Source organism: Bacillus sp. NMCC46, from assembly GCF_002998465.1.
Taxonomy (GTDB): domain Bacteria; phylum Bacillota; class Bacilli; order Bacillales; family Bacillaceae; genus Bacillus.
On record NZ_PVQZ01000001.1, the window covers coordinates 986,216 to 1,000,953 of the forward strand.

The window sequence follows — 14,738 nt, forward strand, 5'->3', positions numbered from 1 at the left end:
TTTTATATAAAGGAGGATGCATATGAATCAACACTTAAAAGAAGTGAAAAAAGAACGAACAACCAATCTCCCTTACATTACTGACATGAAGGTGATTCCTGTTGCAGGCCATGACAGTATGCTTTTGAATCTAAGCGGAGCGCATGGACCTTTTTTCACAAGAAATGTTGTGATCTTAACCGATAGCAGTGGCCGTCAAGGAGTCGGCGAAGTTCCCGGCGGTGAAAACATTCGTCAAACACTTGAAAATGCCGCCAGACTTGTCCTCCAAAAACCAATTGGGCAACATCATGCCATCCTGCAATCGGTACAGCATACATTTCAAGACCTCGATACAGGCGGTAGAGGCAATCAAACTTTTGACTCTCGGACAACAATACATGCAGTTACAGCGATAGAAGCTGCTTTGCTGGATTTATTAGGTCAATTTTTAGAAGAACCGGTTTCTTCTTTATTAGGAACCGGTCAACATAGACAGGAAGTTGACATGCTTGGGTATTTATTTTACATAGGGGATCAGATGAAAACCCCTCTCCCCTATTTGAAAGAAGATCATTCATCTTGCAGCTGGTTCCGGCTTAGGCGTCAAAAAGCACTAACACCGATGGACATTGTCCGTTTGGCTGAAGCGGCTTATGAACGCTATGGATTTCAGGATTTTAAGTTAAAAGGCGGCGTCTTTTCTGGAGAAGAAGAGATGGAAGCTGTAGAATCTCTTTCAAAACGTTTTCCAAATGCCCGTATCACACTTGACCCTAATGGAGCTTGGTCTCTTGATGAGGCCATTCAGCTTTGCAAAGGAAAACAACATCTGCTTGCATATGCAGAAGATCCATGTGGAGCAGAAGACGGATTCTCATCCAGAGAAATTATGGCCGAATTCAAACGAGCTACAGGAATTCAAGTGGCTACGAATATGATCGCAACTGATTTCCGTCAGTTGTCACATGCGATCCAATTACATGCGGTTGATATTCCACTGGCGGACCCACATTTTTGGACAATGGAAGGTTCGGTCAGAGTAGCTCAAACGTGTCATGATATCGGCTTGACCTGGGGATCGCACTCTAACAATCATTTTGATATATCCCTAGCCATGTTTACACACGTTGCCGCTGCCGCACCAGGTCATATAACAGCCATTGATACCCACTGGATATGGCAAGACGGACAGCAATTAACCAAGAACCCACTTTCAATCAAAGAAGGTCGTATAAAAGTGCCTCAAGAACCTGGGCTGGGTATTCAAATTGATATAGAAAAGCTAGAGGAGGCCAACCGTTTATATGAACAAATGCAGCTTGGTGCAAGAAATGATGCCATTCAGATGCAATATCTCATCGATGGCTGGACATTCGATCCGAAAAAACCGTGTTTAATTCGGTAGTTTGACTGTAAATGATTGTGTTCCCCTTCATTTTGTCTTACAATTGAACAACTGAAGGGGGAGAATGACTCGTGAATGAAAGCATAGATGAACTAAAATTTGAAACTGTTAATCGAAAAACATTAGCAAAACAAGTCATTGAACGTATCGTTCATTTATTGTCTAGCGGGCAATTAAAAGCTGGTGACAAACTGCCGACAGAAATGGAACTAATGGAAATTCTATCAGTAAGCCGTCCTGTACTGCGCGAGGCTTTAAGTTCTCTTGAAACATTAGGTGTCATCACAAGGAAAACTCGAGGCGGCACATACTTTAATGATAAAATTAGCAACCAGCCTTTTTCTGTAATGCTCGCACTGGCTCAAGATAATTTACCAGCCATTATAGAGGCTCGAATGGTACTAGAACTAGGCCTTGTCACCATTGCTGCTGAGAAGATCAGTGAAGAAGAATTAAAAAAATTAGAAAAAACCATTGAAATGATTGAGAAAAGTACAGATAACAACTATGGTGAAGCGGATAAAGAATTCCATCGGATTATTGCCTTAAGTGCAAACAATCCCGTTGTTGAAGGTATGATTCAGGCGCTTTTAGTATCACATGCCAAGATTGACAGTCAAATTCCTTATCGAGAAAAAAAAGTGACCGTTAATTATCATCGGAAAATTTATGAAGCGCTTCGACTTAGAGACCCATATCAAGCACACTTCCATATGCATGAACATTTGAAGTTTGTACGTGATAAAATTTTAAAAGGGTTAAATCAAACGCCATGATGTGGAAGCGGATATGCTTCCTCTCCTCTAAAATGATAACGCTTTCGAAGGAGTGATCTCTTGAATCAAAAGGCACAGGAAGCACCCCTATATATTCAAGTAAGCCCAAAGGACAATGTGGCAATCATCGTTAATGATGGTGGATTACCAGCTGGCACTGTCTTTTCGAGTGGATTGTCGTTAACCGAACGAATCCCTCAAGGGCATAAAGTAGCGCTTAAGACTATAGAACAGCATGCTCCAATTATCCGATATGGTGAAATCATTGGGTACGCTAACGAAACCATCCTGCAAGGAGGTTGGGTGAAAGAGCAGCTTGTTCAAATGCCAGCCCCTCCTCCTTTAGAAGAATTATCATGCAAAACATACAGCGGCTCTCCTCTTAAAAAGCTGGATGGCTATGAATTTGAGGGCTACCGAAATTCAGATGATTCTGTTGGTACTAAAAATATTCTCGGAATTACAACAAGCGTGCAATGTGTCGTGGGGGTTCTTGACTACGCCGTCAAAAAAATCAAGGAAGAGCTGCTGCCGAAATATCCAAATGTCGATGACGTTATTCCCCTCCACCATCAGTACGGCTGCGGTGTAGCCATTCATGCACCAGATGCGTTCATTCCCATCAGAACCATCCAAAACCTAGCCACACATCCAAACTTTGGAGGAGAGGTGCTGATCATTGGATTAGGCTGCGAAAAACTCGTACCTTCACGCATCGTCTCAGAAGATCAGCAACAAGATATTTTAACCTTACAAGAAGAATCAGGCTTTTCTTCAATGATTACCTCCATTATGAAGGCTGCAGAGCACAAACTAATGAAACTCAATGGACGGACGCGCGTCCCTTGTCCTGTATCGGATTTAGTGGTGGGCTTACAATGCGGAGGAAGCGATGCATTCTCAGGTGTAACGGCAAACCCTGCCGTTGGATATGCAGCAGATCTTCTTGTCAGAGCAGGCGCAACCGTTCTTTTTTCAGAAGTGACAGAAGTGCGGGATGCCATTCACCTATTAACACCAAGGGCTGTTAATGAAAAAACGAGGCAGGCACTTATACGGGAAATGAATTGGTACGACAATTATTTAAACAGAGGGCAGGCAGATAGAAGTGCAAATCCTTCCCCAGGAAATAAAAAAGGCGGTTTATCCAATGTCGTAGAAAAGGCGCTTGGCTCTATCGTCAAATCTGGCACAAGTCCAATATCTGGTGTGATTGGGCCTGGTGAGAAAGCAGCAACCAAGGGATTAATATTTGCTGCTACGCCGGCAAGCGATTTTGTCTGCGGGACACTGCAGCTCGCCTCTGGCATGAATTTGCAAATTTTCACAACAGGCAGAGGGACTCCATACAGTCTAGCAGCTGCACCCGTAGTAAAAGTGTCTACGAGAACCAGCTTACAGACACAGTGGCCAGATCTTATTGATTTTGATGCAGGCCGTATTGCAACTGGAGAAGCAACAATTGAGGAAGTGGGTACAGATATATTTCACTATATATTAGATGTCGCCAGCGGCAGGAAAGAAACATGGGCCGATCATTGGGGGATTTATAATGATCTGTGCCTATTTAACCCAGCCCCAGTCACATAAAAGAAGATGTCCGTTTTAGGACATCTTTTCTTTTGATCATTATGCGAGATATTTCCTATGAACCCCTTTTCCATCGTATGAAAACATCACTTCTTTTCCTTCAAGAACTGACTCGATATGCACACTTCTTCCCCATAGCTGATGCAAATAAGGGAGTACTTTTTCTAAGTATTTCAGATCAAGTTCAATGCCTTCATACCAATGTTTTATATAGAGTTCATTGTTTTTCAAATAGTCGCCATCCATCACGGTCAAATAAGGAAAGCCGCCATTGACCCTCATGCTGACTAGCTGATCACGAACAGCCTTCCATTCTTTATCGATGACTTTATAGTCTCTCCCCTGCTTTTGAAACAAGTACAAATCTTCTCTCATCACAAGGTCTTTTGTTAAGTAATTTCGAATAAAGGAAATATCTGATTCAATTTCCCTGACTTCAAACATTTTGCTGCGGCCCGATCCTTCTGTCACCCCTGCTTTTTTTAATTCTTCACATGGGTTGTCATAGCGCTCTTCGATATCTTCAAAAATCTTCAGACCTAAATAGTAAGGATTGATGCCTGTTTTAGATGGCTGCACCACGCCTGCATTTAATTTGGCAAACTCAATCGATTCACTTGAATCTAAATCAAGCTCACGCATAATCCGCTGATGCCAATACGAAGCCCAGCCTTCATTCATAACCTTTGTTTCCAGCTGCGGCCAAAAATAGAGCATTTCCTCCCTCAGCATGGTGAGGACGTCCCGCTGCCACGGCTCTAGCTCCCGGGAGTGCGCCTCAATAAAGAGTAAAATATCTTTTTCCGGCTTTGGCGGAAATTGTTTGACGATTTTCTTTTTCTCATGCGTCTTCGGCTCATCCATTCCCCACAAATCATCATACGGCGTCTGACGTTTTGGTTTATCATCTTCATATTCTTCTTCATCGTCCATATTCCAGCTTAGTTTTGAACGAACAAGAGACGGATCAATATGCTCCTGTAGAGCCAATACGGCGTCTAAAAAGGATTCCACTTCTTTTGTTCCATGAAGATGCTCATATTCTTTGATCCGCTCTGCCGCTGCTGACATGCTTTCTACCATGTCTCGTTTTGTGTTTTGGAAACGGCAATTATTTTTGAAGAAATCACAGTGTGCCAGTACATGAGCCACAATTAATTTATTTTGAACAAGCGTGTTGTTATCAAGTAGAAAGGCGTAGCAAGGATTTGAATTGATGACCAGCTCATAAATTTTGCTTAACCCTAAATCATAATGAAGCTTCATTTTATGAAATTGCTTCCCAAAGCTCCAGTGGCTGAATCGTGTTGGCATTCCGTATGCACCGAACGTATAAATAATTTCCGCGGGACAGATTTCATACCTCATCGGATAAAAATCTAGACCAAATCCTTCTGCAATTTCTGTAATTTCATCAATGGCTCTTTGTAAAAGACGTTTTTCAGATACGCTCAAGGAAACCATCCCTCCTCATCGGACTTATCCCTACTATATGAGCGCACCTAAAAAAACATGATGTTCCGCCATTCGTTTAGACGACTTCCATTTCTTTCGTGGATTGCCCGCCGAATGACTCGAAATGAATATTCTGTTCTGGAATTCCCAGCTCTTTTAGCATATGAATCATCTCCTGTGTAAACACCGGGGAACCGCATAGATAAAATTGGCCTTTCCCTTCTCCAATCACTGATTGAAGGAATGGACGGTCAATGCGGGAAGCTGCCTTCTCAACAAGCTCACCCTTACCAGGCTGCGCAAATTGTTCATTACATAAGATGATGCGGCCATGAGAAGCTGCAGCTAGAACTCGTTCAAATTCATTTTCAAAAGCAGTTACATCCTCTAATCGATCTGCATGAATCATTGTAAATGGCTGGCTGTTTTGCGCTGCTGTTTTCATTAAACCGATCATTGGTGTGACACCAGAACCAGCACTAATAAAATAAACAGGCTCTTTAGTGTCTTCTTGCAAACAGAACATTCCCTGTGGCATACTCACTTGAAGAACGTCCCCTTCTTCCTTTCCATCATGCAAAAATGTAGACACATGACCATCACGCTTTACTGTAATGCGGTAATAAGAAGGATGATGCTGATCTGATAAGCTATATTGTCTGCTGCACATATAAGCTTCACCCGGCATATCTGCCTGTACCGTAACATATTGGCCTGCTTCATACATTGGCAGCTCTGATTCATCTTCTGGTACTAAGTAAAAGGAGATCAGCGATGAAGATTCCTGTACCTTTTTCTTAATCACAAACGGCTTCACATCTGCCCATCCGCCAGTTTGCTTTACATTCTCCTCCATCATTTCTGCTTCAATCGTGATAAAAATATTTGCAATAATGTCATATGCGGCCTTCCAAGCTAAAAGCGTGTCATCTTTTTCCGTTAAACCAAACACTTCTTTCATCGCTTCAATGAGGTGATTTCCGACGATTGGATATTGCTCTTTTTTGACCATCACACTGACATGCTTATGGGCAATCTGTTTGACCGCAGGAAGTAATTCTTCTAATCGATCGATGTGCAGTGCTGCTTGATATAGTGTCGCAGCAAGCGCCTCTGGCTGACTTCCGTTCATGAGGTTTGTTTGATTAAATTGATTGAGTAGTTCTGGGTGCTGCCGAATCATATTTTGATAAAAAACAGTCACAAGTTTGGTTCCCTCAGCTTTTAATAGAGGGGCTGATTGTTTAATGGCATTCATTTGATCTTTAGATAACATCGTCATTCCTTCTTTCAAAAAGGTGTATTTTAAATACATCTTTATCGTAATGGATGACAGCTTATAAAAGCAATATTTATAATACATGTTTTAAATGTTGTCACATTTAACACTTTCTCGAACAGTTTTTGTCTAAAATGTGTTACGATGATACAAAACTCTATCAGGTTTAGAGGTCGTCAAAATGAAACTAACGAATTATACAGATTTCTCATTAAGAGTACTCATTTATTTAGCATCAAGAGAAAACAATGAACTGTCAAATATTCAGCAGATCGCCGATGTTTATGGCATTTCTAAAAATCATCTGACAAAGGTGATTTATCATCTTGGAAAACGCGGGTATGTGGAAACGATCCGTGGAAGAAATGGCGGGATTAGGCTTGGGAAAAGCCCAGAAAGCATTAATATTGGAGAAGTTGTCCGTTATACTGAGGATGATTTAGTCATGGTTGAATGCTTTGATTCAAAGAAAAACAGCTGTATCATCTCTCCGATTTGTTCATTAAAGCATGTACTTCATGAAGCACTTACTGCTTACTTACGCGTTCTTGATCAATACACATTAAAAGATTTAACTCAAAACAAAGATGCTCTTAGAGAGCTCCTCCTTTAGGCGAAAGAATTCTATTCTTTCGTCTTTTTCTTTACCTTCTTGTAATAATAATTAATTTAAAATTATTATAAATAAATATTGACTATCAGGTTTGATTTAATATAATTAGGGTATATAGATTACTAGAAATCATTTTTTTGTTTACAGGAGGAGAAAAGAATGACAAATTCAAATCATAAAAATTTGACAACGAATCAAGGCGTGCCTGTTGGCGATAACCAAAACTCAAGAACAGCTGGTCACCGCGGACCTACATTTCTTGATGATTACCATTTGATTGAAAAACTTGCACACTTCGATCGTGAACGTATTCCAGAGCGTGTCGTTCATGCAAGAGGCGCCGGCGCTTATGGTGTGTTTGAAGTTGAAAACAGCATGGAGAAACATACGAAAGCTGCCTTCTTAAGTGAAGAAGGAAAACAGACAGACGTTTTTGTTCGCTTCTCAACAGTTATTCATCCTAAAGGTTCACCTGAAACATTGCGCGACCCGCGCGGCTTTGCTGTCAAATTTTACACAGAAGAAGGTAACTATGATCTAGTTGGTAACAACTTGCCGATCTTCTTTATACGTGATGCATTGAAATTCCCTGATATGGTTCACTCTCTCAAGCCAGATCCTGTAACCAATATCCAAGATCCTGACCGTTATTGGGATTTTATGACCTTAACACCTGAATCCACTCATATGCTCACATGGCTCTTCTCTGATGAAGGAATCCCTGCGAGTTACGCTGAAATGCGCGGTTCTGGTGTGCATACATTTAGATGGGTCAACAAATATGGAGAAACAAAATATGTGAAATATCACTGGAGACCTTCAGAAGGTATTCGCAATTTATCTATGGAAGAAGCAGCAGAAATCCAAGCGAATGATTTCCAGCATGCGACAAGAGACTTGTATGACCGCATTGAAAATGGCCATTACCCAGCATGGGACTTATATGTCCAGCTGATGCCGCTTAGCGATTATGATGACCTTGACTATGATCCATGTGATCCAACAAAGACATGGAGCGAGGAAGATTATCCGCTTCAAAAAGTAGGACGCATGACACTCAACCGCAATCCTGAGAACTTCTTTGCTGAAACAGAGCAATCTGCTTTCACGCCAAGTGCACTTGTTCCAGGAATCGAAGCATCTGAAGATAAACTGCTTCAAGGCCGTCTGTTCTCATATCCTGATACGCAGCGTCATCGTCTTGGTGCAAACTACATGCGCATTCCGGTGAACTGTCCTTATGCACCAGTACACAATAATCAGCAGGATGGCTTTATGACAACGACTCGTCCAAGCGGTCATATTAACTATGAACCAAACCGTTACGATGATCAGCCAAAAGAAAATCCTCACTACAAAGAAAGTGAGCAAGTTCTTCACGGTGACCGTATGGTGAGACAAAAAATTGAAAAACCGAACGATTTCAAACAAGCTGGGGAAAAATATCGAAGCTACTCTGAAGAAGAGAAGCAAGCATTGATCAAAAACCTAACAGCTGACCTGAAAGATGTAAATGACAAAACAAAATTACTTGCGATCTGCAACTTCTATCGTGCAGATGAAGACTACGGACAACGATTAGCCGATTCACTTGGTGTGGATATTCGCTCATACCTTCAAGGAAGCATGAAATAATTGATCCGTAATGAGCCCTCTTCATAAAGTGGGGCTGATATTGTTGACAAAGGGTTAAAATGATCTTTATTTTAACCCTTTGTCTTCTTTTCAGCGTGATAGAAAACCTTTGCAGTCTAGGAAGGACGAGTACTGGCGCGGAGCAAATTTGACATTCGTGAGCACCGGCATGCAGGACTGACACCGAATGCGAGGGTTTGTCTACACGCTGGAGCACCTCTTTATTAGAGGTGCTTTTTTTATAGCCGGAATACGTTAATACTAATCAAATGACCGGTCACCGGGTGAAAATAGATTTCTGCATGTGCGGCAAAAAGCGTTGAACCTTCCTTCACGGTGACACGAAACACATCTTTTGTCTGATCTTCATTTACTTGTGTACGCCCAATATATTGATAATCGTTTAAAGCGGCGCCTTCATATTCCTCTTGCAACGCTGTGTACGCAAGTCTTTCCCAATTTTCAGGCTGCATCGCTGCATTTGTTGCAGGATAGATCATGAAAATGCCATACAAAACCATTCCTGCTGCAAAAGGCATCCACCATTTCGGCTGCATAATATCATTGATCTCACTTTCATGTATATTTTGTTTATGTTTTGCTGGTCGATCCTTTTTCATACATGAAGCATTTATTCAGCCTAAAATTCCCGGTACATGATTAATGCGGACACCAACTTTTCCCCTGAAAATGTCGATATGTTCCGAGCAAACTAATGAGGACTTCTCAAGGGAAAGGAGAAGGTTTGATGAATGTGGCGGATTATGATAAAGCACTTTATTATACGCATCGCTCGCAATGGGATAATTTACTTATTCTTATGGTACGTACGCAAGATGACTTGCTCTCGAAACGTATTGAGCATTTCTTACACGCGTATCAATTTAACCGGAACGATGCTGATGTTGAAAAATGTTTATATGGGCTCCTGCAGTACATTGACCATGCTTCAGAGGCTGCTGCTTCTGAAGTTTATTCACAACCGATGTACACATAAAGAAAAAGGCTGATTATCAGCCTTTTTACATACACTTAGCAGTGCGCAGTGATTGGAAGCATAAAGTGGTCTTTTACCCATTCTTTTTTTGTATAAATAAACAGCGCATCCTCGTCATTTGGCGCCATAACCACATGTAAGCCGTCAATTGACGTATCAGGTGTAAAATAGAATATCACTTTTTCCGTCGTTTCATTCCCAATATGTGCAACAACTTCCTCTATATTTTGCGGCTGGAGAGAAATGATATCAAAGACATGTATGGTTTCATTTTCTTCATTCATCAGGACAATGGTATCCAACGCTTCAATATAGAAAATGGCATCCGGCCAAACGAATGTAAAATAAAACATCAATAAGCTGCCATGGTCCTCAGCATCTAATTTCATTGAGCCCGTTTGACGTTTTTCTGCGAACTGTTCAAGTAATGGCAAGTCATGTTCCAACGTCAGCTGCTTTTTGCGCATGTCCTTTTTCATTTGAATGGCGCTTTTGCCGATATTTAGACTAAATTCGCTTTCGTGGTAACGGGTAAAGCCGAATCTTGGATAAAAATCCAGTACAGTGTCATTGGCAAAAAGAAAAATCATATCATAGTCATTTTCGTACGTATCCATAATATGCTGCATTAACTTTGTCGCTAATCCTTTATGGCGGTAGGCTTGATCCGTCATCACCGTGCCAATTTGAACAGCTCGATACGTTTGGCCATCAATGATCAGTGACATGAGGTAGACGGAAGCGTTTGAGATCACTTTCCCGTGATGGACAAAGGAATAAGGAATATATTTTTCATCCCAGTACCCTCTTTTATACCAGTCACTAAAATCCAAATCAAATGTATTGATCGCTAACGCATTAAAGCTTTCTTTCAATTTGTCATCATGGCGATAACCATTCACTAATTCATATGTCTCCACTTTGTGCCCTCCTTTTTTAAATTCACCTTTCAGCCGGTTCATCACCTCCCTCAAAATAAAAAAAGACTTGATGAGCATATACTCATCAAGCCTTTTATCGTTTCATTCTTAGAAATTAGACTGGACATGCTTCTTTTCACGCAAAAGGGCACGTCAAATAAACCAACATCTGTGCTCTTTTTTATTCAATTCATTGAATTGAATGTGCGCTTAAAAGTTTTAGCATAACGACTAAATTCCCTTCTGTCATAGCAGCTCTTTCGGCTGATTTTTTTGATAATCCACTGCATACAGAGCCGCTTGTGTACGATCTGCCAGCTCTAGTTTTGATAATACATGAGATACGTGTGTTTTGACAGTCTTTTCAGAAATAAACAGTGATGAGGCAATTTCTTTATTGCTTTTCCCCTTTGCAATTTCGAATAAGACATCTCGCTCTCTATTGGTCAGCTCTTTCATTAACTTCCATTTTTGCCCTTTTGGCTCGGTCAAATGCTGCACAAGAAAGTTGGTGATATGAGCATCTAATTGATAGGTGCCCTTTTGTACGTCAATCATTGTCGTAAGGAGTTTTTCTGGCGCTACATCCTTGAGCTGATAGGCTTTTGCCCCTGCTTGAATAGCGGGAATAACATAATCTTTATCCGCATAGCTTGTCAGAATCACAATGCGGGTATCGGGCATTTCAAGCATCATTTGTTTCGTGGCTTCAATACCATTCATCACAGGCATCGATAGATCCATTAGAACAATGTCAGGCCGCATTTGTCTGACAACTTCTAATGCTTCTTCTCCATTAGAAGCCTCACCAACGATTTCGACGTCAGGCTGTGTCTGCAAGAAAAACACAAGCCCTTTTCTCACAATATGATGATCATCTGCAATCACGACTCTCATGACGACCCCTTCCTTTCTTGAGAAAATGGCACCTTCACTTGAATGGTGGTTCCTTTACCGAGCTCAGACTCTATACAAAATGTTCCACCAGCTCTTTTGATACGGTCAGACATGCCTTTCAGACCAAGTGAAGGGAGGCTCATTTGCTCGTCATACTGAAACCCTTTTCCGCGGTCAATGATTTTCATCTCAAACGTGTCTTTTGATTGTTCAAGCTGGACCTTGACTTCCTCTACTTCCGCATGTTTTTGACAATTATTCAGCGCTTCTTGGCATACCCGAAACAACGTTTCATGCTGCGAATGATCCATCTCCATACAGCCTGATAACGATAATGTACAGCGTAATCCTAAAAGCTTTGCATAGTCTTGAATCCCTGTTGTGAATCCTTTTTCAAGTCCTCTTGGTCTTAGCTGCCAAATGAGTGACCGCATTTCAACCAGTGCATTTTGTGACAAATGCTGAATAAAATCGATCATTTCCCCTAGATTCTGATCGTTTGTCATTTGTCGGGCGGCCTTAGCAGTCAGACTGACTGAAAATAGCATTTGGTTGACGGAATCATGTAAGTCCTGTGCAAGCCGGTTTCTTTCTTCCAAAAGAGCATGCTGATGTTCGTTTTGCACAAGCTTCATCCGTTGAATGGCGGTACCAATTTGAAGCGCAATGCTTTCAAGCAAATTCAGTTCTTCCTGGTTAAATGTGACTTTTCCTTTTGCCGCCACATTTAATAACCCAAACGTACGCTTACACGCTTTGAGAGGAACGGTCGCATGATGCGTAATTCCTTCTGTATCCCCAAGCTTTTGCTCAATCGCCGTTTCGATCCGTTTACAGTTAATAATGTTGGTGGCTGATTGCAGTGAGCCCTTTGTGTATCGATTGATACAATAACAATCGTTTTGACACATCAGCTGCTTTTGATGCTTTGCCAGCGCTTCGGGTAAGGAGACCTCTGCCATCAGTTCATACGAGCCGTCTTTTTCTATAAAATAAATCCATGCTGAATGAAAGCCTGTGATATCCATCAGCATATGGAGCACTTCATGAAGCGTATCTTTCATTTCCATGCCTTCATTTAGCTTTTCAGCAATTTCTTTTAACGTTTTTAATGTTTCAACCTTCTCTTGGTATTCTCCCATACTGTTTACCCCCGGCATTTGCTGCCTTCTCTTTTCATTACGCTCATTATACCATGAGCATTCTGCCGGCTCTTTCTCTAAAAGGATGATTTTTTCTCATCCTTTTGACTGAGAAAAAGCCATCATGCATTCACACGATGGCCTTGTTTATTTATTTAGCCGTTTCTTCCACAATCTCATAAACGACTTTCATCACTTCTTTTGACAGATGCTTCAGCTTTTCTTCGCTATCTGTTAAAGATGTACCTTTGACTGCAATATAAAATTTCACTTTAGGCTCAGTGCCGGAAGGTCTTAAGCAGAACCACGAGCCATCCTCAAGGAAATATTTCAGCACGTTTGAAGCGGGCAGGTGAATGGTTTCTTCTTTCTTTTCGGCAACGAGGTGTCTTTGACTTGATTGGTAATCCTCGATGACAGTGATGCGCTGACCCGCGATGGCTGCTGGCGGATTTGTTCTAAAGGTATGAAGGATCGCTGAAATTTGCTCTGCTCCTTCTTTTCCTTTTAAGGTTAACGACTTTAACCCTTCCCGGTAAAATCCAAACTCCTTGAACATATCGACAAGCGCGTCGTACAAGGACTTGCCTTGTTTTTTATAGAAAGCAGCGACTTCGACAGCTAACAGCGCAGCCTGCACCGCATCTTTATCTCGGGCAAAGTCACCGATCAAATAGCCATAGCTTTCTTCGTACCCGAATTGAAACGTGTATTCTCCGCTCTCTTCGAATTGCTTGATTTTTTCTCCGATAAATTTAAAACCAGTAAGCGTGTCAATCGTATGGGCACCAAATGCTGAAGCAACAGCACGCCCAAGCTCACTTGTGACAATGGTTTTCATCACAACGGGACGAGGCGGCAGCTGACCAAGCTTTTGTTTTTCAGACAATAAATAATGGAGCAGCAGGGCTCCTGTTTGGTTGCCTGTTAAGACGGTAAACTCTCCATTATGATCTCTGACCGCAATACCTAACCTATCCGCATCTGGGTCTGTTGCAATGAGGATATCAGCATTTTGCTTTTCGCCAAGCTTGATGGCATACTCAAATGCTGCATGCTCCTCTGGATTTGGCGATGTCACTGTTGAAAATTGCGGATCTGGTTTTTCCTGTTCAGGCACAACAGTCACATGCTGATAGCCTAGAGCCTGAAGCCCTTTTCGGACAGGCTGGTTGGCCGTACCATGAAGCGGGGTAAAAACGACTTTGACATCGACCTCACCTGCCAGCTCAGGGTGCACACTGATGGTTTTTAATTTTTCAATATAAGCATGATCGATTTCTGCTCCGATCATGTTGATCAGCCCTTGTTGTTTTAACATTTCTTCTGAATCAACTGAAATCGACAATTCATTTTCTATTGCATCTACTTCTTGAATGACTTGATCTGCTTGAAGTGGAGGCAGCTGCCCGCCGTCTTCTCCATATACTTTATAGCCATTATATTCTGGTGGGTTATGACTTGCTGTTACGACAATCCCAGCAAATGCATTCAGCTCTCGAACAGCAAAGGAGAGCTCTGGTGTTGGACGCAGTTCGTTAAATACGTACGTTTGAATGCCCTGTGAAGCAAGTGTTTTGGCTGCTTCCATTGCAAATTCAGGCGATTTATGGCGTGAATCATATGCAATGGCGACGCCTCTTGTTTTTGCATCCTCTCCATGTTTCGCAATATACGCAGCAAGGCCTGCAGATGCTTTACGAACCGTGTACACATTCATTCGGTTCGTGCCGGCACCAATCTCCCCGCGCATTCCTCCAGTGCCGAACTCAAGGTTTTTGTAGAAACAGTCTTCAAGTGCTTGTTGATCATCTTGATGTGCCTCCAGCCATTCCCTTAGCTCAGCATCCAGGTGCTTCTCATTGATCCATCGCTCATAATTCGTCTTCCAACTCATGGTCGTCCTCCCAGCTCTTATCATCAATAAAATACATCTACTGTTATTTTATATGGAATCATCCTTTATGTCATGCTATATCATTGGCAGATGAAGAAAATGCTGAACAAATAAAAAAGCCGATACATGATCGGCTTTGATCGGCTCTTC

General features: G+C 41.7%; 13 protein-coding genes. 6 read left to right on the forward strand and 7 right to left on the reverse strand.

Annotated elements, in window-relative coordinates; all coding sequences use genetic code 11:
* Positions 1 to 16: 16 nt before the first annotated feature.
* From C6Y01_RS05045 to garD, 3 genes are all read left to right on the forward strand, one after another.
* Positions 17 to 1,387, forward strand: a complete 1,371-nt coding sequence (locus tag C6Y01_RS05045) for an enolase C-terminal domain-like protein (RefSeq protein WP_376745156.1) — start codon at positions 17 to 19, stop codon at positions 1,385 to 1,387.
* Positions 1,388 to 1,458: 71 nt separating this feature from the next.
* Complete coding sequence (locus C6Y01_RS05050; RefSeq protein WP_034663709.1) at positions 1,459 to 2,163, forward strand: FadR/GntR family transcriptional regulator; 705 nt, start codon at positions 1,459 to 1,461, stop codon at positions 2,161 to 2,163.
* A 60-nt stretch (positions 2,164 to 2,223) separates the two neighbouring features.
* Entirely contained in the window at positions 2,224 to 3,753 is a 1,530-nt protein-coding gene (gene garD, locus C6Y01_RS05055; protein WP_034663712.1) for a galactarate dehydratase, read from the forward strand.
* A 39-nt stretch (positions 3,754 to 3,792) separates the two neighbouring features.
* On the opposite strand, the gene C6Y01_RS05060 is transcribed toward garD, so the two are convergent.
* The gene (locus C6Y01_RS05060; RefSeq protein ID WP_376745155.1) at positions 3,793 to 5,217 is read right to left on the reverse strand and encodes a SpoVR family protein; all 1,425 of its coding nucleotides are present in this window, start codon (positions 5,215 to 5,217) and stop codon (positions 3,793 to 3,795) included.
* Between the two features lie 67 nt (positions 5,218 to 5,284).
* On the reverse strand, positions 5,285 to 6,484 hold the full coding sequence (locus tag C6Y01_RS05065) for a globin domain-containing protein (RefSeq protein ID WP_106037894.1): 1,200 nt from the start codon (positions 6,482 to 6,484) through the stop codon (positions 5,285 to 5,287).
* Positions 6,485 to 6,668: 184 nt separating this feature from the next.
* Between C6Y01_RS05065 and C6Y01_RS05070 the strand changes: the two genes are divergently transcribed.
* Both C6Y01_RS05070 and C6Y01_RS05075 read left to right on the forward strand, forming a co-directional pair.
* Entirely contained in the window at positions 6,669 to 7,100 is a 432-nt protein-coding gene (locus C6Y01_RS05070) for an Rrf2 family transcriptional regulator (protein WP_034663719.1), read from the forward strand.
* Between the two features lie 159 nt (positions 7,101 to 7,259).
* Positions 7,260 to 8,735, forward strand: coding sequence for a catalase (locus tag C6Y01_RS05075; RefSeq protein WP_034663722.1), 1,476 nt, complete (start codon positions 7,260 to 7,262; stop codon positions 8,733 to 8,735).
* Between the two features lie 239 nt (positions 8,736 to 8,974).
* Here C6Y01_RS05075 and C6Y01_RS05080 read toward each other — a convergent pair whose 3' ends face one another.
* Entirely contained in the window at positions 8,975 to 9,355 is a 381-nt protein-coding gene (locus tag C6Y01_RS05080) for a YqzG/YhdC family protein (protein ID WP_095284951.1), read from the reverse strand.
* A gap of 128 nt (positions 9,356 to 9,483) precedes the next feature.
* Between C6Y01_RS05080 and C6Y01_RS05085 the strand changes: the two genes are divergently transcribed.
* Positions 9,484 to 9,732: a YhdB family protein gene (locus C6Y01_RS05085; RefSeq protein ID WP_024426598.1), complete on the forward strand. Its 249-nt coding sequence runs from the start codon at positions 9,484 to 9,486 to the stop codon at positions 9,730 to 9,732.
* A 35-nt stretch (positions 9,733 to 9,767) separates the two neighbouring features.
* On the opposite strand, the gene C6Y01_RS05090 is transcribed toward C6Y01_RS05085, so the two are convergent.
* The 4 genes from C6Y01_RS05090 to C6Y01_RS05110 all read right to left on the reverse strand — a co-directional run bounded on the left by C6Y01_RS05090 (position 9,768) and on the right by C6Y01_RS05110 (position 14,588).
* Complete coding sequence (locus C6Y01_RS05090; protein WP_106037895.1) at positions 9,768 to 10,652, reverse strand: GNAT family N-acetyltransferase; 885 nt, start codon at positions 10,650 to 10,652, stop codon at positions 9,768 to 9,770.
* 246 nt (positions 10,653 to 10,898) lie between these two features.
* Positions 10,899 to 11,549 carry a response regulator gene (locus C6Y01_RS05100; protein WP_034663727.1) on the reverse strand — a complete coding sequence of 217 codons (651 nt, stop codon included), beginning with the start codon at positions 11,547 to 11,549 and terminating at the stop codon, positions 10,899 to 10,901.
* Positions 11,546 to 12,691 (reverse strand): GAF domain-containing sensor histidine kinase, encoded by a 1,146-nt coding sequence (locus tag C6Y01_RS05105; RefSeq protein WP_106037897.1) that lies wholly within the window; start codon positions 12,689 to 12,691, stop codon positions 11,546 to 11,548. The genes C6Y01_RS05100 and C6Y01_RS05105 overlap by 4 nt, the downstream gene beginning before the upstream one ends.
* Positions 12,692 to 12,842: 151 nt before the next feature.
* On the reverse strand, positions 12,843 to 14,588 hold the full coding sequence (locus tag C6Y01_RS05110) for a phospho-sugar mutase (RefSeq protein ID WP_034663731.1): 1,746 nt from the start codon (positions 14,586 to 14,588) through the stop codon (positions 12,843 to 12,845).
* Positions 14,589 to 14,738: the final 150 nt, after the last annotated feature.